The organism is Rhodobacter xanthinilyticus, from assembly GCF_001856665.1.
In the GTDB taxonomy this organism is placed as follows: Bacteria; Pseudomonadota; Alphaproteobacteria; order Rhodobacterales; family Rhodobacteraceae; genus Rhodobacter; species Rhodobacter xanthinilyticus.
On the sequence record NZ_CP017781.1, the window covers coordinates 401118 to 420356 of the forward strand.

Annotated in this window: 20 protein-coding genes; 11 read left to right on the forward strand and 9 right to left on the reverse strand. The window is 68.2% G+C overall.

All coding sequences use genetic code 11. The annotated features are described in order from the left end of the window. Nucleotides 1–8 precede the first annotated feature (8 nt). The 7 genes from LPB142_RS01975 to LPB142_RS02005 form a co-directional block, all read right to left on the reverse strand. A complete protein-coding gene (locus LPB142_RS01975) occupies nucleotides 9–1319 on the reverse strand; it encodes a M16 family metallopeptidase (RefSeq protein WP_071165349.1) in 1311 nt (436 codons plus the stop codon). Beyond that, nucleotides 1316–2680 (reverse strand): M16 family metallopeptidase, encoded by a 1365-nt coding sequence (locus tag LPB142_RS01980; protein ID WP_071165350.1) that lies wholly within the window; start codon nucleotides 2678–2680, stop codon nucleotides 1316–1318. The genes LPB142_RS01975 and LPB142_RS01980 overlap by 4 nt, the downstream gene beginning before the upstream one ends. 70 nt (nucleotides 2681–2750) lie before the next feature. Further along, nucleotides 2751–3311: a DUF3035 domain-containing protein gene (locus LPB142_RS01985; RefSeq protein WP_071165351.1), complete on the reverse strand. Its 561-nt coding sequence runs from the start codon at nucleotides 3309–3311 to the stop codon at nucleotides 2751–2753. Between the two features lie 53 nt (nucleotides 3312–3364). Then, entirely contained in the window at nucleotides 3365–3841 is a 477-nt protein-coding gene (gene lspA / locus LPB142_RS01990) for a signal peptidase II (protein ID WP_071165352.1), read from the reverse strand. A 50-nt stretch (nucleotides 3842–3891) separates the two neighbouring features. Next, a complete protein-coding gene (gene purH / locus LPB142_RS01995) occupies nucleotides 3892–5478 on the reverse strand; it encodes a bifunctional phosphoribosylaminoimidazolecarboxamide formyltransferase/IMP cyclohydrolase (RefSeq protein WP_071165353.1) in 1587 nt (528 codons plus the stop codon). A 17-nt stretch (nucleotides 5479–5495) separates the two neighbouring features. Next, nucleotides 5496–7244: a heparinase II/III family protein gene (locus tag LPB142_RS02000; protein ID WP_071165354.1), complete on the reverse strand. Its 1749-nt coding sequence runs from the start codon at nucleotides 7242–7244 to the stop codon at nucleotides 5496–5498. Between the two features lie 71 nt (nucleotides 7245–7315). Further along, nucleotides 7316–8587, reverse strand: coding sequence for an RsmB/NOP family class I SAM-dependent RNA methyltransferase (locus LPB142_RS02005; protein ID WP_071165355.1), 1272 nt, complete (start codon nucleotides 8585–8587; stop codon nucleotides 7316–7318). Nucleotides 8588–8661: 74 nt separating this feature from the next. On the opposite strand from LPB142_RS02005, the gene LPB142_RS02010 reads away from it, so the two are divergent. Next, nucleotides 8662–8841 (forward strand): DUF1674 domain-containing protein, encoded by a 180-nt coding sequence (locus LPB142_RS02010; protein WP_068766287.1) that lies wholly within the window; start codon nucleotides 8662–8664, stop codon nucleotides 8839–8841. A 60-nt stretch (nucleotides 8842–8901) separates the two neighbouring features. Here the strand turns inward: LPB142_RS02010 and dapB are convergent, their stop codons facing one another. After that, complete coding sequence (dapB, locus tag LPB142_RS02015; protein WP_068766286.1) at nucleotides 8902–9711, reverse strand: 4-hydroxy-tetrahydrodipicolinate reductase; 810 nt, start codon at nucleotides 9709–9711, stop codon at nucleotides 8902–8904. 96 nt (nucleotides 9712–9807) lie between these two features. Here dapB and rbfA point away from each other — a divergent pair, with 96 nt between their 5' ends. The 10 genes from rbfA to LPB142_RS02065 all read left to right on the forward strand — a co-directional run bounded on the left by rbfA (nucleotide 9808) and on the right by LPB142_RS02065 (nucleotide 18525). Continuing rightward, nucleotides 9808–10239 carry a 30S ribosome-binding factor RbfA gene (rbfA, locus tag LPB142_RS02020; protein WP_068766285.1) on the forward strand — a complete coding sequence of 144 codons (432 nt, stop codon included), beginning with the start codon at nucleotides 9808–9810 and terminating at the stop codon, nucleotides 10237–10239. Between the two features lie 25 nt (nucleotides 10240–10264). Continuing rightward, nucleotides 10265–11164, forward strand: a complete 900-nt coding sequence (truB, locus tag LPB142_RS02025) for a tRNA pseudouridine(55) synthase TruB (protein WP_071165356.1) — start codon at nucleotides 10265–10267, stop codon at nucleotides 11162–11164. Between the two features lie 7 nt (nucleotides 11165–11171). Then, the gene (locus tag LPB142_RS02030; RefSeq protein ID WP_071165357.1) at nucleotides 11172–11690 is read left to right on the forward strand and encodes a DUF1643 domain-containing protein; all 519 of its coding nucleotides are present in this window, start codon (nucleotides 11172–11174) and stop codon (nucleotides 11688–11690) included. A 105-nt stretch (nucleotides 11691–11795) separates the two neighbouring features. Continuing rightward, on the forward strand, nucleotides 11796–12920 hold the full coding sequence (locus tag LPB142_RS02035) for a calcium-binding protein (RefSeq protein ID WP_068766520.1): 1125 nt from the start codon (nucleotides 11796–11798) through the stop codon (nucleotides 12918–12920). A 148-nt stretch (nucleotides 12921–13068) separates the two neighbouring features. Continuing rightward, on the forward strand, nucleotides 13069–13338 hold the full coding sequence (rpsO, locus tag LPB142_RS02040) for a 30S ribosomal protein S15 (protein ID WP_068766282.1): 270 nt from the start codon (nucleotides 13069–13071) through the stop codon (nucleotides 13336–13338). A gap of 103 nt (nucleotides 13339–13441) precedes the next feature. Continuing rightward, on the forward strand, nucleotides 13442–13768 hold the full coding sequence (locus tag LPB142_RS02045; protein WP_068766281.1) for a YnfA family protein: 327 nt from the start codon (nucleotides 13442–13444) through the stop codon (nucleotides 13766–13768). 169 nt (nucleotides 13769–13937) lie between these two features. Then, on the forward strand, nucleotides 13938–16082 hold the full coding sequence (pnp, locus tag LPB142_RS02050; RefSeq protein ID WP_071165358.1) for a polyribonucleotide nucleotidyltransferase: 2145 nt from the start codon (nucleotides 13938–13940) through the stop codon (nucleotides 16080–16082). Between the two features lie 62 nt (nucleotides 16083–16144). Further along, the gene (locus LPB142_RS02055; RefSeq protein WP_071165359.1) at nucleotides 16145–17020 is read left to right on the forward strand and encodes a glycosyltransferase family 2 protein; all 876 of its coding nucleotides are present in this window, start codon (nucleotides 16145–16147) and stop codon (nucleotides 17018–17020) included. Continuing rightward, nucleotides 17017–17763: an FkbM family methyltransferase gene (locus LPB142_RS02060; RefSeq protein ID WP_071165360.1), complete on the forward strand. Its 747-nt coding sequence runs from the start codon at nucleotides 17017–17019 to the stop codon at nucleotides 17761–17763. Before LPB142_RS02055 ends, LPB142_RS02060 begins: the two co-directional genes overlap by 4 nt. After that, the gene (locus LPB142_RS02065; protein WP_071165361.1) at nucleotides 17764–18525 is read left to right on the forward strand and encodes a glycosyltransferase family 25 protein; all 762 of its coding nucleotides are present in this window, start codon (nucleotides 17764–17766) and stop codon (nucleotides 18523–18525) included. Here LPB142_RS02065 and LPB142_RS02070 read toward each other — a convergent pair whose 3' ends face one another. Continuing rightward, entirely contained in the window at nucleotides 18526–19179 is a 654-nt protein-coding gene (locus LPB142_RS02070) for a peroxiredoxin (protein WP_068766276.1), read from the reverse strand. Nucleotides 19180–19239 lie beyond the last annotated feature (60 nt).

The window sequence follows — 19239 nt, forward strand, 5'->3', positions numbered from 1 at the left end:
TTCGCGGCTCAGTTCGTGCTCTCGAGCCCGACCGGCTTGCCCACCACCACAAAGCGCAGATCCTCGGCCTTCAAAAGCCGCCCCGCCACCCGCGCGAGATCGGCTTTCGTCACCGCCTCGACCTTCTCGTTGCGGGTGTTGGCGTAATCGATCGGCATATGGGAAAGCTGCATCCCGGCGAGGATCGCGGCGATCTGGCCGTTGCCATCAAAGCGCAGCGGATAGGCGCCGGTCAGATAGGTCTTGGCGTCCTTAAGCTCCTGATCGCTGACCTTGCCGGTGGCGATGCGCGCCCATTCGGCCTTCGTCACCTCGATCGCCTCGGCGACCTTCTCATTGGCCGAGGCGAAGCTGCCCTGCCAGAGGTTCGAGAGGTCTTTGGTCGCGAGATAGGTGTAGATGCCGTAGGTCAGCCCGCGTTTCTCGCGCACCTCCTCCATCAGCCGCGAGGAAAACCCGCCCGCGCCGAGGATCTGGTTGAGCACATAGGCGGCGAAGAAATCCGGGTCGTCCATGCCGATGCCTTGCTCGGCGAAGACGACGACCGATTGCGGCGTGTCGAAGGGGATCACGGTGGTGCCGCCCGTGGCGAGGAAAGTCGCGGGCGCGGGCAGGGGGGCGCCGGTCGCGGGCAGCTCGCCCAGGAGATGATCGAGCATCGGGCCGAGCTCTTCGGGGGTGATGTCGCCCACCGCCGAGATCACCACCCGGTCGCGCGCCATCACGCGGGCTTTCGCGTCGAACATGTCCTCGCGGGTGAGCGCCTTGACGCTCTCCGGCGTGCCGTTGAGCGAGCTGCCATAGGGGTGGTCGCCAAAGGCGAGCTTGCGGAAGGCGAGGCCCGCGATCGCGTTCGGGTCTTGCGCATCGGAGGCGATGATCGCCAGCACTTGCGCGCGCACCCGGTCCACCGCCACCGGATCGAAGCGCGGGTTGATCAGCGCCTCGCGCAGCACATCGGTGGCCTTGTCGCGGTTTTCGCTCAGCAGCCGGGCCGAGATGTTCAGGCTGTCGTCATCGACATCGAAGCTGAACTGCGCGCCGAGGCTTTCGGTGGCTTCGGCGAAGGCCTGGCTGTCCATCGGGCCGGCGCCTTCCTCGAGCGTGGCGGTCATCAGGTTGATCGCGCCGCGCTTGCCCTCGGCATCGAGGCTCGCGCCGCCGCGAAAGCGGATCTCGAGCGCGGTGAAGGGGATGTCATGGGCCTCGACGAGCCAGGCCTTGAGCCCGCCCGGCGAGGTCACCTCCTGGATCTCGAGGGCGCGGGCCGGGGCGGCGAGGGTGAGCGCAGTGAGCGCGGCGAGGAGGAAGCGGATCATTGCGTGACCTCCGCGGCGGGGGCTTCGGCGGGGGCGGCAGGCGGCGCGGGCCGGGTCAGATAGCCGGTCACCGAGGCGCGTTTGTCAAAGAGCTTGCGCGCGGCGGTCATCACATCCTCCTCGGTTACCGACATCAGATCCTCGGGCCAGCTTTGCACATCCGCGATCGTGAACCCCGAGGCCAGCGCCTCGCCATAGCGCTGCGCGAGGCCCTCGGTATTGTCCTCGGCATAGACCTCCGCGGCGCGGATCTGGGTGCGGATCCGCTCGAACTGCGCGTCGTCGATCCCCTCTTTCAGAAACTCGCCGAGCGCCCGGTCGAGGCCCGCTTCGGCCTCCTCGAGGCTCGTGTCATTGGCCGGCATCACCGAAAGCGCAAAGCTCGTTTTGTCGATCGACATGCCGTCATAGAAGGCCGAGGCATAGATCGCCGTGCCCGCTCCGAAGATCAGCTTGCGCGCCAGCACCGAGGTTTGCGGATTGCCGCCGAGGATCTCGGCGAGAATGGTCAGCGCCGCGGCCTCCTTCTGATCGCCCGGGTTGCGCTCGGGCGCGAGGTAGCTGCGCGTCAGCAGCGGCTGCGCCACGCGCGCATCCTCGAAGCGCAGCCGCCGCTCGGCGAGCTGCGGGGGCTCCTGCGGGCGGGCGCGCGGCGGGATATCGGCGGAGGGTTCGAGCGGGCCGTAATATTCGGCCGCGAGCGCCTTGACCTGATCGGGCGTGACATCGCCCGCCACCACCAGAACCGCATTGTTGGGCGCGTAATAGCGCTTGTACCAGGCGATCGCGTCGTCGCGGGTCAGCGCCTCCATCTCCTGACGCCAGCCGATGATCGGCGTGCCATAGGGCGAGTTGAGATATTGCGCGGCGTTGCGCTGCTCGGAGAAAAGCGCGCCCGGGTCGCTGTCGGTGCGCTGGGCGCGCTCCTCGAGGATCACGTCGCGCTCGGTCTTCCAATCATCGGGCGAGATCTTCAGATGGCGCATCCGATCCGCCTCCATCTTCATCACGAGCCCCAGCCGGTCGGCGGCAATCCGTTGATAATAGGCGGTATAATCGGCGCTGGTGAAGGCGTTGTCGGAGCCGCCATTGGCCGAGACGGTCTTCGAGAGCTCCCCCGAGGCCATCTGATCGGTGCCCTTGAACATCAGATGTTCGAGGTAATGCGCGATGCCCGATTTGCCGCGGACCTCATCGGCGGCGCCGGCCTTGTACCACACCATCTGCACCACCACCGGCGCGCGATGATCCTCGATCACCACCGCCTCGAGGCCATTGTCGAGCGTGAAATGCGTCACATCGCCGGCGAGCGCCGGAACGGCCATCGCGAGGCAAAGCGCCGGGGCGAGTAGAATGCGCATGGGGTCCTCCGTCTTCGCGCCCAACTTACGGCGAAACCGCGCCGCCGCAAGTCAGGTGACGGAGTGTTGATCAGGGCGCCTTGGTGACGTTGGCCTGCGCCACGCCATCCACCGGCGCGGCCGGCGTGCGCAGCCCGAGCTTGCGCCAGCGTTCGAGCTCGGCGAGCTGGTCGAGCGACATCGGCTCATAGGCGCGGAAATAGACGTTCACGTCAAACAGCCGCTCGATCAGCCTCCCGTCGTTGTCGCGCCGATATTGGAGGTCTTCGGCGGCGAGCTGGCTGCGGATCCCGGCCTCGGTGCCAAACCGCCCCGCCCGCGCCAAAAGCGCGCCATCGGCCGCCGAGACGCCGGTGCCGGGCTCGAGCCGCGCGGGGTTGCCGCCAAGCGCGGCGACGGCATCGGCCATCGGCTGCGGGTCGGTGATATTGGTGCCGCCCGGAGTCGGCGCCGGCAGCTCGGAGAAGCTCTTGGGCATCTCGAGCGGCTTCGTCGGCAAGATCCCGAATTCATCGGGCCCCGGCGTCGAGGACCGCAGGTTCATCAGCTTGGGATCCCCCTCGCCGCTACACGCCGACAGCGCCAGAACGGCCAGAACTGCCACCCCGAGCTTTGCGAAAGCTGCCTGCATGAGATCCCCCTTGGAACGTTTCCTGCCTGTCTTAGCCGATCCGCGCGCGCGCGTCACGCCTCGGTTTTCGGCTTCTCGGCGGCAAAGAGCATCAATCCGCCGGCGCCGGCGAAAATCGCGATATCGGCGACGTTGAACGAATAGGGGTTGGCCCAGCCCGGCAAGGACATGTTGAGAAAATCGGCCACCGCGCCATAGGTGAGCCGGTCGATCACATTGCCGAGCGCGCCGCCGATCAAAAGCCCCGCCGAGGCCTGCGCCGCGCGCCCGTGGCCCGGCCGCGCGATCCAGCGCCAGACCCAGCCCGCAATGACCAGCGCGACGAGAATCAGCCCCCAGCGGGTGAGATCGGTCTCGCCCGAGAAGAGCCCGAAGTTGACGCCGCGGTTCCAGGCCATGCGGAAGTTCAGCCACGGCGGCAGCACATCGATCGCGCCGCGATTGGCGAGATCGAGCCCCTGCACCACGAGGTATTTCGAGATCTGGTCGAGCAGCAGAATGACTGCCGCAACCCGTGCCGTCAGACGCATGACGCCCCCCGTTGGAAAGGGCCCGCGCGGCGCGCGCGCGGGCCGTTCGATCAATGGCGGAAGTGCCGCATCCCGGTGAAGACCATCGCCAGCCCGCGCTCGTTGGCGGCGTCGATGACCTCCTGGTCGCGCATCGAGCCACCCGGCTGGATGATCGCAGTGGCGCCGGCTTCGGCGGCGGTGATCAGACCGTCGGCGAAGGGGAAGAACGCGTCCGAGGCGACGACCGAGCCTTGCGTCAGCGGCGCGGCGAGGCCCATCGCCTCGGCCATGTCCTCGGCCTTGCGCGCCGCGATCCGGGTGCTGTCGACGCGGCTCATCTGGCCCGCGCCCACGCCCACGGTGGCGCCATCCTTGACATAGATGATCGCGTTCGACTTGACGTGTTTGGCGACCTTCCAGGCGAAGAGCAGGTCTTTCAGCTCGGCCTCGGTCGGCTGGCGCTCGGTCACGACCTTGAGGTCATCGAGGCTGATCGCGCCATTGTCCTTGCCCTGCACGAGGAAGCCGCCAGCGACCTGACGATAGGTGGTGATCGCCGCGCGCGGATCGGGCAGCGCGCCGGTGGTCAGCAGACGCAGGTTCTTCTTCGCCGCGAAGATCGCCTTGGCCTCGTCAGTGGCCTCCGGCGCGATCACGACCTCGGTGAAGATCTTGCAGATCTCTTCGGCGGTGGCGGCGTCGAGCGTCTGGTTCAGCGCGATGATGCCGCCAAAGGCCGAGGTGCGGTCGCAGTCGAACGCGCGGGTATAGGCCTCGATCAGATTGGCCCCGGTGGCCACGCCGCAGGGGTTGGCGTGTTTGATGATCGCGCAGGCGGGTTTGTCGGTGCCGAATTCCGCCACGAGCTCAAAGGCCGCGTCGGTATCGTTGATGTTGTTGTAGCTCAGCTCCTTGCCCTGGAGCTGTTTGGCGGTGGCCACGCCCGGGCGCATCGAGCCGTCGAGATAGAAGGCCGCCGATTGATGCGGGTTCTCGCCGTAGCGCAGGCTCTGCGCCAGCGTGCCGGCGAAGGCGCGCCGCCGCGGGGTTTCCTCGCCGATCGCCGCCGCCATCCAGCTCGAGACCGCCGCGTCATAGGCCGCGGTGCGGGCATAGGCGATCTGCGCCAGCCGCTGGCGGAAGGCGTAGGAGGTCGCGCCGTCATGGGCGTCGAGCTCTTTGAGAACCGCGTCATAATCCTCGACATCGACCACGGTCGCGACGAAAGCATGGTTCTTCGAGGCCGCGCGGATCATCGCCGGGCCGCCGATATCGATATTCTCGATGCAATCGTCATACTCGGCGCCCTTGGCCACCGTCGCCTCGAACGGGTAGAGGTTCACGACCAGCAGGTCGATCTCGAGGATGTCATGGGCGCGCATCGCGGCCAGATGTTCATCATTGTCGCGCAGCGCCAGAAGCCCGCCATGGACCTTCGGATGCAGCGTCTTCACCCGGCCGTCCATCATCTCGGGGAAGCCGGTGACCTCGGCCACATCGCGCACGCTCAGCCCCGCCTCGCGCAGCGCCTTCGCCGTGCCGCCCGTCGAGAGCAGCTCAACCCCGCGCGCGGAAAGCGAGCGGGCGAAATCGATCAGCCCGGTCTTGTCGGAAACGGAGATCAGGGCGCGTTGCAGGGGGACGGTTCTGGTCACGGCTGGCAGTCCTTTGGTCAGAAGTCGGAGGGTGCGGGTCCGGCGCGGCCGGGCTCGGGAATCGCTGCGGGGGTAGCCTGTGCTTTGGCCAAGGTCCAGCCAATCTGGCAGGCATAATCCAAAACCCGCGCAGAAAGCACGATTTGCAGCGCGCCGCGCGGGCGCAGCCGGCCGGGTTCGAGATAGACCGAGGGCGAGAGCGCGAGATCGGCCACCCCGTCATGGCGGAAGATCCAGATCTCGCCGGATTTCAGCGCGACCGAAACCGCGGTGCCGCCCATGTCGAGGGTGGCGTCGGCGTCGGGGTGCAGGTGGAAGCGGATCTGGAACGGGATCCCGCGCAGCCCCTCGCGCGCGAAGATCACCTCGAAGCGCTTGCGGTCCTCGGGCGTCATCGCGCCGAGCGTGTCGATCCCGGCGAGGCTGGTGCCATCGGGGGTGAGGGCGAGCTCGCGGGTGTGGGTCATGCCATGGGTGGGGGAATAGCCGTTGTGGCCCGCCAAGATATGGTGGGCGGGGTCGCCCTCGGGCCGCACCCAGACCTCGGTCGGCGTTTCATCGAGGAGCGCCGCCCCCGGGTGGCCCTGCCGCGGCTCGGGGCCGAGGCGCGCGGAGGAGAACCCCTCGATCGCGAGCGTCGAATGGCTCGCCGTGGCGCGGCCCGCGCGCTGCCATTCGCGCCCGAAGATCGCGCCCGAGCCGCAGTTGACGATCAGCGGCCGGCGCCCCGAGGTCATCTCGAAGGCGAGCGTCGAGGCATGGGCGTTGCCCGAGGCGGGGCCCTGCGGCGGGCGCGCGGCGTCGAGAATGAGGCTCGTGCGCCCCGCGCTGAGCCGCGCAAAGCCCATCGCGCGGCCCTCGGGGGGCGCTGCGCGCACGCCCGAGGCCGCGAGCGCCTGATCGAGCCGCCCCTCGGCGCCCCGCCCGCCGCCATGAAACCGCGCAAGCCCCCCGTCGGCATGGCGCAGCGCCCGCAGCGTGGGGGCGATTCGCGCAATCGCCTCGAGATGGGCGGGCGCCGGCGCGCGCCCCGCGCCGCGCAGCGCATCCGCCGCCCAGGTCAGCAGCGTCAGCACCTCGAGCAGCTCCTCGGGATTGCGCGTCGGGATCCCGCCCTCGGCATCGACCTGCGCGGCACATTCGCGCGCCAGCGCCTCGGCGGCGGGGGGCGCGAGCCGCTCCATCCCGGTCAGCGAGAGCCCTGCGTAGATCAGCCCGGTCAGCGCCTCGAACCGCGGCAGGCCCGGGCTCGCCGAGCGCCAGCGTTTCGACAGAAACAGCGTCTGGGCGCCGAGCGCGCGGAAAAACGCATCGGCCTGCGCGCGCTCGCGCCCGTTGAGCAGCAAGATCGCATGGTTGATCCAGCGGATCAGCCGCCGCCCGGTGAGATCGGGCGTCCAGCCCGGGCCGCGGCCTGCGCCAAACCGCGCGATCCACTCGAAGACCCAGGCCTGCGCGCGTTCCCGCGCGGCGCGGTCGCCCACCGCGGCCAGATCATCGAGCCAGATGCAGCCATGCAGCGCCGCCTCGAAGCTCGGGTCCGGCATCGGCAGATCCCAGGCGGACAGCCCCGGCCCCTCGATCAGATAGCCCGCGAGGAGAAAATTCCCTGCGATCAGCTGCTTGCCGCGCGCGTAGGAGCCGATGGTGCGGGGCTCGGGCTGGCTGACAAACCCCGTCGCGGGGCGCGCGCGGGCGGCACGCAGCGCCGCGAGACGGTTCATCGCCCCGCTGCCTGCCGAGTGTCGCGCGCGCTCTTTGGTCATCTCTCGCCCATTCGCGGAAGCCTGAATTCGGCGGCACCATAGTGAAGGCGCCGCCCCCTGTCACCGCCCGATTACGCCGCGGGAAGGCTCAGATTGGCGATGTAGAACCCGTCCATCCCGCCGCGCTCGGGCCAGTAATCGGGGCGCAGGCGCAGCCCGCCCTCGGGGGTGATCCAGCCCGGCTCGACCCCGGCGATCTCGGGCGGCGTGACGGTCAGGCCCGGGTGGCGCGCGAGCGCCGCGCGGATCTGCGCCTCGCCCTCCTCGGGCAGGAGCGAGCAGGTGCAATAGGTCAGCCGCCCGCCCGGCGCGAGCCAGCCGAGCGCCCGGTCGAGAAGCGCCGCCTGCAGCGCGACGAGCTCCTTGATGCCGGCGGCGGTCTTCACGAAGGGCAGGTCCGGGTGGCGCCGGATCGTGCCGGTGGCCGAGCAGGGCGCGTCGAGCAAGATCGCGTCGAAGGGCGCCTCGGGGGCGAAGCTGAGCGCATCGGCGGCGAGGATCGTGGCGCGCAGCCCGGTGCGGGCGAGGTTTTCCGCGACGCGGGCGAGGCGCGGGGCGGAGATATCGAGCGCGGTGACCTCGGCGCCCATCGCGGCGAGTTGCAGCGTCTTGCCGCCGGGCGCGGCGCAAAGATCGAGCACCCGCGCGCCCGGCGCCGGCGCGAGCGCGCGCGCAGCGAGCGCCGCGGCGGCATCTTGCACCCACCAGGCGCCCTCGGCAAAGCCCGGCAGCTCGGACACCTGCGCGCCGGTGGCAAGCCGCAGCGAGCCGGTGGGCAGGATCTCGGCGCCGAGCGCCTCTGCGGCCTCGGCGGGCGTTTTGGCGCTCAGATCAAGCGGCGCGCCGGCGAGATGGGCGGCCTCCATCCGCTGCACCGCGGCCTTGCCATAGGCCGACATCAGCCGCCCGCGCAGCCAGCCCGGCAGCTCGGGCGCGGGCAGGGCGGCCCAGCGCTCGGTCTCGGCGGCGATCTTGCGCAGCACCGCGTTCACCAGCCCCGCGAAGCTCTCGGTGCGCCGCCCGCCCGCGCGGGTCAGCGTGACGGCCGCGTTCACGACGCCATGGGGCGCCGCGCCTTCGGCGCAGAGCTCGACGGTGGCGAGACGCAGGAGCGCGAGGATATCGGCCGAGGGGCGGCGGCGCAGATGCGGTTTGAGCATCGCATCGGCCTGCGCGAGATGGCGCAGGGTGGTCGTTGCGAGGCGCTGGGCGCGGGCGCGGTCGGGCGGGGGGAGGGCTGCGAGCGCGCCCGCGGCGATCTGATCGGCGAGGGTCTCGTGCGCTTCGGTGACGCCGGCGATCAGGCCCAGGGCGGCGGCGCGCGCGCTGTCGGGGGTGGTCATGGCAGGGGCCTTTCGCTTGTTTTGGCTGGGCTCCGGGCCTATATCAGACGCGGGTCCGAGACAAGGAAAGCACGATGTCGGAAAGTGAGAAAAAGGATCTGCCGCCGGCGGCGCAGCGGGCTTTGGCGGAGGCCGAGGAGCGGCGGCGCGCGGCGAAGGCGCTTGAGCTTGCGCCCGAGCTCGGGGGCCGGGACGGGCCGGAGCCGGTGCGCTTTGGCGATTGGGAGAAAAAGGGAATCGCCATCGATTTCTGAGGCGATGTGGCCGGGGGCGCCGCCCCCGGACCCCCGGGATATTTTCACATCGTTGAAGGGTCAGAGGCCCAGGACGTCGATCATGTCGTATTGGCCGGGCTTTTTGTCCTGGCCCCAGAGCGCGGCTTTCAGCGCGCCGCGGGCGAAGATCGCGCGGTCGGTGGCGATGTGGCGCAGCACGATGCGCTCGCCGGCGGTGGCGAAGAGCACGTCATGTTCGCCGACGATATCGCCGCCGCGGATCGCCGAGAAGCCGATGGCGCCCGGGGTGCGGGCGCCGGTGATGCCGTGGCGGCCCGATTCCATGTTGTCCTCGAGGACGAAGCCGCGGCCCTCGGCGGCGGCGCGGCCGAGCATCAGCGCGGTGCCCGAGGGGGCATCGACCTTCTTGTTATGATGGGCTTCGATCACCTCGATATCCCAATCGGCATCGAGCGCTTGGGCCACCTTTTTTGCGAGCTGGGTCAAGAGGTTGACGCCGAGGCTCATGTTGCCTGCGCGGATCTGCACGGCATGGCGGGCGGCGGGGGCGAGCGCGTCGAGATCGGCGGTTTCGAAGCCCGTGGTGCCGATCACATGCACGCAGCGCGCCTGAGCCGCGATTTTCGCAAATTCGATGGTGGCGGCGGGGGCGGTGAAATCGATCACCGCCTGGGCCTTGGCGAAGGCGTCGAGCGGGTCATCGGTGACGATCACGCCATTGGGCGCGCCGCCCAAGGCTTCGCCCAGATCGCGGCCGATCCAGGCGTGGCCCTTGCGCTCGATCGCGCCGGCGAGGCGGGCCTTGTCGGAGGCGGCCACGGTGGCGCACAGCATCCGGCCCATGCGGCCCGAGGCTCCGGTGATCACGATACCCGGCAGGTCGGTCATTCTCGCTCTCCTTCTCTTTGGCCCGCTTCTAGCGCGGGCGGGCGGGCTTGGCAAAGGCCCGTTGCGGGGCGGGGCGCAAAGCAGTATGTGCGGGGCATGGCAAAGAACCGTTTTTCCTCGGGCGATGGCCCGTCTCAACGTCAGCTGCGCGTCGGTGAACTGATCCGGCGGCGGCTTTCCGATGTGCTGATCCGTGGCGATGTGCATGACCCCGATCTCGGGCGGATGCTCGTCACGGTGGGCGAGGTGCGCTGCTCGCCCGATCTCAAGGTAGCCACCGTTTATGTCGCGCCGCTGGGGGCGACGCTGGGCGGCGAGGCGGCGGAGGCGATGCTGCTCGCGCTGCGGCGCAATTCGCGCGAGCTGCGCCATCTGGTTGCGCAGGATCTGACGCTGAAATTCGCGCCCGAGCTGCGGTTCCGGCTCGATGAGACCTTCGACCGGCTCGATGAGACGCGCCGGATGTTCTCCGACGAGACCGTGCAGCGCGATATCGCGCAGCGCGACGAGGATGACGACGCGGAGTGATCCGCCCCCGAGAGAGGACAAGGCGATGGCGCGCAAGAAGGGTCGCGAGATTTCCGGCTGGCTGATCGTCGACAAACCGGCGGGGGTGACCTCGACGGCGGTGGTCGGCAAGGTGCGCTGGGCGCTCGACGCGAAGAAGGCGGGGCATGCGGGCACGCTCGACCCGGCGGCGACGGGGGTTCTGGCGGTGGCGCTGGGCGAGGCCACGAAGACGGTGAGCTATCTGACCGAGGCGCTCAAATGCTATCGGTTTCAGGTGCGGCTGGGGACGGCGACGACCACCGACGACGCCGAGGGCGAGGTGATCGAGACCTCCGCGATCCGGCCCGACGATGCGGCGATCCGCGCCGCTCTGGGCGCGTTCGTGGGCGAGATTGAGCAGGTGCCGCCGCAGTTTTCCGCCGTCAAGGTCGAGGGCGCGCGCGCCTATGATCTGGCGCGCGAGGGCGAGGCGATGGATCTCGCCGCGCGGCCGCTTTATGTCGAGAGCCTCGAGATGATCGCGCGGATCGACGCCGATACGGTCGAGCTCGAGATGGTCTGCGGCAAGGGCGGTTATGTGCGCTCGATCGCGCGCGATCTGGGGCGGGCGCTCGGCTCGCTTGGCCATGTGCTCTGGCTGCGCCGGCTCTGGTCGGGGCCGTTCGATGCCGAGGCGGGGATCTCGCTCGAGGAGATCGACCGGCTCGCGCGCAGCCCCGAGCTCGACGCGCATCTGCGCCCGCTCGAGATGGGGCTCTTCGATCTGCCCGAGGTGCGGGCCACCGCCGAGGGCGCGGTGCGGCTCCGTCATGGCAACCCAGGGATGGTGATCGGCGCGGGCGAATATGGCGAGGAGGCCTGGGCGAGCTATGAGGGCAAGCCGGTCGCGGTCGGGCGGCTGATGGGCGCCGAGCTGCATCCGAGCCGCGTTTTCAACCTCTGAGGCGGCGATGATCACCCGCAGCCATCAGAAGGGGGACGCCGCCTCGATCGCGCTCTATTCCGACTGCGAGCGGTATCGTTACCTGCTCACGCGCGTCTGGGATGAGAGCCGGCCGCGCGCGCTGTTCATCCTGCTCAACCCCTCGACCGCGACCGAGGTGCAAAACGACCCGACGGTGGAGCGCTGCGAGCGGCGCGCGCGGGCGCTGGGCTTTGGCGGGTTCCGGGTGACCAATATCTTCGCCTATCGCGCCACCGACCCGAAGGTGATGCGCGCGCAGGCCGACCCGGTGGGCCCCGGCAACGACGCCGCGATCCGCGAGAGCCTCGAATGGGCCGCGGGGGCGGGCGACCGGATCATCTGCGCCTGGGGGGCGCATGGCGCGCATCTGGGGCGCGGCGCGGCGGTCGAGGCGCTGCTGCGCGGCTCGGGGCGGGCGTTGCATCATCTGGGCCTGACCAAGGCCGGCGCGCCCAAGCATCCGCTCTACATCGGCTATGACCGCCAGCCGGAGCTTTGGGCCTGAGCTTGGGTGCGACACGTTAACCATTTATCAAAATTCCCGCAGACGTTCTGGTTTTGGTAGGGAATTTTCTGGTAATGTTCTCCTCGGTGAATGGGGAAAATTGCCATGCTTATGCTAACCGGCTTGGTGGGCCTGTTGGTGGCTGGCGCATCTATAGCGCTACTGCCGGACGGGTCCGAGGGGGATGCTGACGTCGAGACCGACGACGGCGCCGAGGACACTCAAGACATCGTGCCCGAGGGCGCGGGGGATTTGCTGGACGAGATCACGCCCGATGACACCGGCGCTGCACCCGGCCCGGCGCCGGAGGCGGATCTGCGCGGGCAGGACGAGGCCGATCTCGAGGATGAGAGCGACACCGTGACCACGGTGCCCGGCCTCGAGACGCCCGAGGCGCCCGACAGCCCGGCGCCGAGCGCGGGCTCGGATATCCTCTGGGGTGACGGGGCGAATGATCGCCTCGAGGGGCTCGAGGGGGATGATCAGATGAACGGCTATGACGGCGATGACATCCTCTCGGGCGATGCGGGCGAGGATCGGCTCGCGGGCGGCGCGGGCGATGACACGCTGATCGGCGGCGAGGGCGAGGACAGGCTCGCGGGCGAGGACGGCGATGACAATCTCTCCGGCGGCGCGGGCGATGACAGCCTGACCGGCGCCTTTGGCGATGACCGGCTTGCCGGCGGCGAGGGGGATGATGCGCTCTCCGGCGGTCAGGGGGCGGATTCGCTTCTCGGCGATGCGGGCGATGACAGCCTCGAGGGCAATGACGGCGACGACACGCTCAGCGGCGGTCTGGGCACCGACGAGCTCTTCGGCGGCGATGGCAACGACCTGATCGACGGGCTTGTGCGAGGGGGCGAAAGCGGTGAGACTGATCTCGACGGACGGGATTATCTCAATGGCGGAGAGGGGGCGGACACGTTGCTGACGGGAACGGGTGATTGGGCCTCTGGCAATGAAGGCGGTGACCTTTTCGCGCTCGGCGAGTGGATCGACCCGGCCGACCCGGCGACGATTGCCGATTTCGAGCCCGGCGCCGATCAGATCGCGGTGGTCTACGACCCCGACAGCGGCGAAGACCCGGAGCTGACGCTCGAACCCTCCGAGACCGATGGCGCGATGTGGATCGTGCTCAATGGCGTGAAGCTCGCCGAGGTGCTCGATGCCGAGGGGCTGACCAGCGACGATATCGTCCTCGTGACGCCCTCGGAATTCGCCTATCTGTGACCGAAAGCCCGGGCTGCGCCGCAGTTCGGGCTTCCATTTTCGGTGCTTTTTGCCTATACGCGCGCATCCGCCGCGAGTCGGCGGAGCCATGGACCTTGCTGGACGACATCCCGGCTTGAGCCTTCACCCTCTAACTTAGGAGATCCCGATGTCGATCACCGTCGAAGACAAGAACGCCCTGATCAAGGAATATGCGACCAAGGAAGGCGACACCGGTTCGCCGGAAGTCCAGGTTGCGATCCTGACCAAGCGTATCGCGAACCTGACCGAGCACTTCAAGACCCACAAGAAAGACAACCATTCGCGTCGTGGTCTGCTGATGCTCGTCGCGCAGCGCCGCAAGCTGCTCGACTACCTCAAGAAGAAAGAAGAAGCGCGTTACCAGTCGCTGATCCAGCGCCTCGGCATCCGCCGCTGATTTTCCGCCCTGCGGACGAGACGCCCGGTCGCAAGGCCGGGCGTTTTGCTTTGCGCGGCGGACGGTTTGTGGCAACCCTGCGCGTGATGCTTTCGGAGCCCCGATGACCGCCTTCCCGCTTTACCTCGCCGCCGCCCTCGCGGAGATCTTCGGCTGTTTCGCCGTCTGGCTGTGGCTGCGCGAGGGGCAGTCGGCGCTCTGGCTCGGCCCGGGGCTGGTCTCGCTGGCGGTTTTCGCCGGGCTCTTGACGCTGAGCCCCGCCGAGGCGGCCGGGCGCGCCTATGCGATCTATGGCGGGGTCTATATTCTCGCCTCGCTGGGCTGGATGTGGTTTGTCGAGGGCCAACGCCCCGATCTGTGGGATGTTCTGGGGGGCGGGATCTGCCTTCTGGGGGCGGCCTTGATCCTCTGGGGGCCGCGCGGGGGCTGAACTCGGCGCTTCCCAAAACCCTTGTTTTCCTGTATGGGCCTGCCCATCTGCGACGTGACGCCCAAGGCCCCCGGGCACATGCATTAAGGATTGGGGGCGGCGGCAATGGGGCCGCCATGCAAACGGGAGACCGGGAGGGCCCGGGGAGCTCCCTCATAGGATACGCTGAATGTTCAACGTTACGAAAAAATCGATCCAGTGGGGCGAAGAGACGCTGACGCTGGAAACCGGCAAGGTCGCCCGTCAGGCGGATGGCTCGGTCATCGCCACGCTGGGCGAGACCTCGGTCATGGCCAACGTCACCTTCGCCAAGGAACCGAAGCCGGGTCAGGATTTCTTCCCGCTCACGGTTCACTACCAGGAAAAATACTACGCCGCCGGCAAGATCCCGGGCGGCTTCTTCAAGCGCGAAGCCCGTCCTTCGGAGAAGGAAACGCTGGTCTCGCGTCTGATCGACCGTCCCTGCCGTCCGCTGTTCGTCCCGGGCTTCAAGAACGAAGTTCTGGTGATGGCGACCGTGCTCAGCTGCGACCTCGTCAATGACCCGGATATCGTCGCGATGATCGCCGCCTCGGCCGCGCTGACGATCTCGGGCGTGCCGTTCATGGGCCCGATCGGCGCCGCGCGCGTCGGTTTCGTCGATGGCGAATATGTGCTGAACCCGGCCATGGACGACATGACCAAGCTGCGCGACAACCCCGAGCAGCGCCTCGACCTCGTCATCGCCGGCACCAAGGACGCCGTGATGATGGTGGAATCGGAAGCCTATGAGCTGACCGAAGCCGAGATGCTGGGCGCCGTGAAGTTCGGCCATGACGCGATGCAGCCGGTGATCGACCTGATCATCGACCTCGCCGAAGTTGCCGCGAAAGAGCCCTTCAACTTCCAAGCCCCCGATTACGCCGATCTCTACGCCAAGGTGAAAGCCGCCGGCGAAACCGAGATGCGCGCCGCCTTCGGGATCAAGGACAAGCAAGAGCGCACCAATGCGATCGCCGCTGCCCGCGAGCTGATCAAGAGCAAGCTCAGCGAGGAAGATCTGGCTGACGCGAACCTCGGCTCGGCCTTCAAGAAGCTCGAATCGTCGATCCTGCGCGGTGACATCATCAACGGTGGCGCGCGCATCGACGGCCGTGACACCAAGACCGTGCGCCCGATCGTGGCGGAAGTGGGCCTGCTGCCCCGCACCCACGGCTCGGCGCTGTTCACCCGCGGCGAGACCCAGGGCCTCGTGGTCACCACGCTCGGCACCGGCGATGACGAACAGATCATCGACGCGCTGAACGGCAACTACCGCTCGAACTTCCTGCTGCACTACAACTTCCCGCCCTATTCGGTCGGCGAAGTGGGTCGCGTGGGCTCGCCCGGCCGCCGCGAAATCGGCCACGGCAAGCTCGCTTGGCGCGCGCTGCAAGCGGTTCTGCCGGCGGCGACCGACTTCCCCTACACGATCCGCGTGGTCTCCGAGATCACCGAGTCGAACGGCTCCTCGTCGATGGCGTCGGTCTGCGGCGGCTCGCTGTCGATGATGGATGCGGGCGTGCCGCTGAAGGCGCCGGTCGCGGGTGTGGCCATGGGCCTGATCCTCGAGGACGACGGCAAATGGGCGGTGCTGACCGACATCCTCGGCGACGAGGATCACCTCGGCGACATGGACTTCAAGGTCGCGGGCACCGAAGCCGGCATCACCTCGCTGCAGATGGACATCAAGGTCGCGGGCATCACGCCCGAGATCATGGAGCAGGCGCTCGCGCAGGCGAAAGATGGCCGGATGCACATCCTTGGCGAGATGAACAAGGCCCTCTCGGCCGGCCGTCAGGAATTCTCGGCCCATGCGCCCCGCATCGAGACCATGCAGATCCCGACCGACAAGATCCGTGAAGTGATCGGCTCGGGCGGCAAGGTGATCCGCGAGATCGTCGAGGTCTCGGGCGCCAAGGTCGACATCAACGACGACGGCATCATCAAGATCGCTTCGGCCAACGGCGAGGCCATCAAGAAGGCCTATGACATGATCTATTCGATCGTGGCGGAGCCGGAAGAAGGCAAGGTCTATCGCGGCAAGGTCGTGAAGCTCGTCGATTTCGGCGCCTTCGTGAACTTCTTCGGCAAGCGTGACGGCCTCGTGCATGTCAGCCAGATCGCCAACAAGCGCCTGAACCATCCGTCGGATGCGCTGAAGGAAGGTCAGGAAGTCTGGGTGAAACTGCTCGGCTTCGACGATCGCGGCAAGGTCCGCCTCGGCATGAAGATGGTCGACCAGGAAACCGGCGAAGAAGTGCCGGTCGAGAAGCGGGAAAAAGAAGAGGAATAAGCCCCTCTTTCCTTAATCAGATGCCCGGGGTAAGTTCCCCGGGCATTTTTCATGAGCGACCGATGACCCTTTCTGCCAAAGACCGCGTGACCATCGTCGCCGTCTCCTACAACAGTCTGCGCGTGCTGCCCGCGATGCTCGCCTCGGTGCCCGAGGGCACGCCGGTGGTGGTGGTCGACAATGCCTCGACCGAGCTCGAACCGCTGCGCGCGCTCTGCGCCCGGCATGGCGCGCGGCTGATCGAGAGCAAGGTCAACGAGGGCTTCGGCATCGCCTGCAACCGCGGCGCGGCACTGGCCACGACCGAGTTTCTGCTCTTCCTCAACCCCGATGCGCTCTTGATGCCTGACACGCTCGACCAGCTCGTCGCCGCGGCCGAGCGCTACCCCCGCGCGACCGGCTTCAACCCGCGCATCGAGGGCGATGACGGCAAGCCCTTCTTCAAGCGCAAGAGCTACCTTCTGCCGCGCGCGCAGTGGATGGAGCGCGGCTGGCCCGCCGCTGACCGCGAGGTCAGCGTGCTCTCCGGCGCCGCGATGTTCATGCGCCGGGCCGATTTCGAGGCCGTGGGCGGGTTCGACCCGGAGATTTTCCTCTTCCACGAGGATGACGATCTCGCGCTGAACCTCGCCAAGCGTGGGCCCTTGATGTTCATCCGCGATGCGCTGGTGCGCCATGGCGGCGGCTCGTCCTCGGCCCGCAGCGCCGAGGTCGCCGCGCTGAAGGCCTGGCACATGGGCCACTCGCGCGTTTACGCCGCGCGCAAACATGGCATGGCCTTCGCCCGCACCCGCGCGCTGATCCAGGCCAGCCTGCAAGCCATTTCCCCGGTGGTCATCTTGTCGCGCCGCAAGCGCGCGAAGCAATGGGCCTTTCTGAAAGGCATCATTCATGCGAGCCTCGGCCACAAGAGTTTCGAGAGGTTGAGCGACGAATGAAACAGCTACGGCGCCGGTTCTATCTTTGGCTGCGGCAGGTGACGGGCAAATCCTCGGAGGATTTCGCGCCCCATGGTGTGCCGGTGCACATCCCCGCCGATGCCGATCTCGCGATCCGCTATCTGCTCGCCAAGGGCCGCCCCTATGAGGCGCCGGAGGCCGAGATGGTCACCCGTTATCTCGCGCCGGGCACAAATGTGATCGAGCTGGGCGGCTGCATGGGCGTGGTTTCGGCGCTGATCCGCAGCCGGATCGGGCCCGAGGCGCGCCATGTCGTCGTCGAGGCGAACCCTGATCTCGCGAAGATCTGCGGCGCCAATGCCACCCGCGCGGCCGCGCCGGGCGCGACCGATGTGGTCGAGGCGGCGGTCGATTATTCCGGCGCGGCCACGGTGACCTTTGCCCGCGGCCACAACGCCCATGTCGGCCATGTCGCGCGCCCGGGCGAGGATGGCTTCACCGTGCCCGCGGTCACCCTCTCGCAGCTCGCCGCGCGCCTGCCCGAGGGGCCCTTCGCGCTCGTCTGTGATATCGAGGGCGGCGAGATCGCGCTTTTCGCCGCCGAGGCCGCGACCGGCATCCTCGAGCGTATCACGCTGCTCGTGCTCGAAACCCACCCCAAGGTCTACCCCGGCGGCGCGGCCGATCTGGCGGCGATGGTCGCGCGGATCGAGGCGGCGGGCCTCACCGAGGTCTCGAACTCCGAGCAGGTGATCTGTTTCCGGCGCGGCGCGGGGGTCTGAGTGCCGCCCTTCGACGCTTTCGTCATCAATCTCGATGGCTCCGACGACCGCCTGAGCGAGATCGCGCAGAACCTCGCGGCCTGCGGGATCGGGTTTTCCCGGGTGGCGGCGGTCGATGGCCGGCTCCGCCCGCCCGAGGCCGACCCGGATTATGACGCCCCTGCTGCGCGCGCCGAGATGGGCCGCGAGCTGATGGGGGGCGAGATCGGCTGTTTCAAGAGCCACCGCCGCGCGCTCGAGGCCTTTTTGGCGAGCGGGGCGGCCTTCGGGCTCGTGCTCGAGGATGATGCCGAGCTCCTGCCCGAAACCGCCGAGGTGCTCGGCGCGGCGCTGGACTGGCTCGCGGCGCGCCCGGGCTGGCGGTTGATCAACATCGGCCACCCGGAGCTGCGCTTTGCCACGCCGCTCGCGCGGTTCGGCGGCCATCAGCTCGTCGCGGCGCATTACGCGCCGATGGGGGCTTTCGCGATCCTCTGGAGCCGCGCGGCAGCGGCGGAGTTTCTCGCGCTGAGCGCCCGGATCGGCGCGCCGGTCGATAATGCGTTGCAAAACTGGCTGTGCCGGGCGGGCGGGGGGCTGGCCTTCGCGCCGCCGCTGGCGCGGGTGACCGATGCGGCGAGCGTCATCGACGACACCCCGCGCGACGCAAAACCCGCGCGCGGCGCATACCGGCGCGGGTGGAATTACGGTCTGGCCAAACAGCGCCGGCTTTGGCGCAACAAGCTCTGGGCCTGGGCGCACAAAACCGGGCTGGTTCGCTGATCAGGCGGGCTGCTTGACGAAGCGCAGGTAGGGCAGCTTCACATCCACCTCCCCGAATTTCGCGCGCCCCTCTTCGGTCGGCACGGAAAGCGCGAGGATCACGTCCTGCCCCGGCACCCAGTTGGCGGGGGTGGCGAAGGGCACGCCATCGGTGGCGCGCACCGCATCGAGCGCACGCAGGATCTCGGCGAAGTTGCGGCCCACCGACATCGGGTAGATCATCATCAGGCGGATCTTCTTGTCCGGGCCGATGATGAACACGGTGCGCACGGTGGCGGTGTTCGCGGGCGTGCGGCCCTCGGGCAGATAGGCCTCGGCGGGCAGCATGTCATAGGCCTTCGAGACCGCGAGCGAGGTGTCGTCGATGATCGGGAAATTCGCCGGCACGCCCGCGACCTGGGCGATGTCGTGCTTCCATTTCAGGTGTTCCTCGACGGTATCCACCGACACGCCGAGCACCTTGGTGTTGCGGGCCTCGAACTCGGGCACGAGCTGGGCGACGGCGCTGAACTCGGTCGTGCAGACCGGGGTGAAATCCTTCGGATGCGAGAACAGGATCGCGTAGCTGTCGCCGATCCAGTCATGCAGGGAGATTTTGCCGGCGGTCGAGTCGGCGGTGAAATCGGGGGCGATGTCGTTGATACGCAGGGCCATGATCCGCTCCTTGGCTTGAAGTCTGCGATATACCTAGGCGATGCGGGAGAATATTTCACC

Excerpts from the sequence above, each read along its gene's own strand:
- truB (WP_071165356.1), top strand. The coding sequence starts at position 10,265 with ATGGCGCGCAAGAAGGGTCGCGAGATTTCCGGCTGGCTGATCGTCGAC.
- LPB142_RS02055 (WP_071165359.1), top strand. The coding sequence starts at position 16,145 with ATGACCCTTTCTGCCAAAGACCGCGTGACCATCGTCGCCGTCTCCTAC.
- LPB142_RS02000 (WP_071165354.1), bottom strand. The coding sequence starts at position 7,244 with ATGACCAAAGAGCGCGCGCGACACTCGGCAGGCAGCGGGGCGATGAAC.
- LPB142_RS02010 (WP_068766287.1), top strand. The coding sequence starts at position 8,662 with ATGTCGGAAAGTGAGAAAAAGGATCTGCCGCCGGCGGCGCAGCGGGCT.
- rbfA (WP_068766285.1), top strand. The coding sequence starts at position 9,808 with ATGGCAAAGAACCGTTTTTCCTCGGGCGATGGCCCGTCTCAACGTCAG.
- LPB142_RS01980 (WP_071165350.1), bottom strand. The coding sequence starts at position 2,680 with ATGCGCATTCTACTCGCCCCGGCGCTTTGCCTCGCGATGGCCGTTCCG.
- lspA (WP_071165352.1), bottom strand. The coding sequence starts at position 3,841 with ATGCGTCTGACGGCACGGGTTGCGGCAGTCATTCTGCTGCTCGACCAG.
- LPB142_RS02035 (WP_068766520.1), top strand. The coding sequence starts at position 11,796 with ATGCTTATGCTAACCGGCTTGGTGGGCCTGTTGGTGGCTGGCGCATCT.
- LPB142_RS01985 (WP_071165351.1), bottom strand. The coding sequence starts at position 3,311 with ATGCAGGCAGCTTTCGCAAAGCTCGGGGTGGCAGTTCTGGCCGTTCTG.
- LPB142_RS02060 (WP_071165360.1), top strand. The coding sequence starts at position 17,017 with ATGAAACAGCTACGGCGCCGGTTCTATCTTTGGCTGCGGCAGGTGACG.
- LPB142_RS02045 (WP_068766281.1), top strand. The coding sequence starts at position 13,442 with ATGACCGCCTTCCCGCTTTACCTCGCCGCCGCCCTCGCGGAGATCTTC.
- LPB142_RS02005 (WP_071165355.1), bottom strand. The coding sequence starts at position 8,587 with ATGACCACCCCCGACAGCGCGCGCGCCGCCGCCCTGGGCCTGATCGCC.
- rpsO (WP_068766282.1), top strand. The coding sequence starts at position 13,069 with ATGTCGATCACCGTCGAAGACAAGAACGCCCTGATCAAGGAATATGCG.
- LPB142_RS01975 (WP_071165349.1), bottom strand. The coding sequence starts at position 1,319 with ATGATCCGCTTCCTCCTCGCCGCGCTCACTGCGCTCACCCTCGCCGCC.
- dapB (WP_068766286.1), bottom strand. The coding sequence starts at position 9,711 with ATGACCGACCTGCCGGGTATCGTGATCACCGGAGCCTCGGGCCGCATG.
- pnp (WP_071165358.1), top strand. The coding sequence starts at position 13,938 with ATGTTCAACGTTACGAAAAAATCGATCCAGTGGGGCGAAGAGACGCTG.
- LPB142_RS02070 (WP_068766276.1), bottom strand. The coding sequence starts at position 19,179 with ATGGCCCTGCGTATCAACGACATCGCCCCCGATTTCACCGCCGACTCG.
- LPB142_RS02030 (WP_071165357.1), top strand. The coding sequence starts at position 11,172 with ATGATCACCCGCAGCCATCAGAAGGGGGACGCCGCCTCGATCGCGCTC.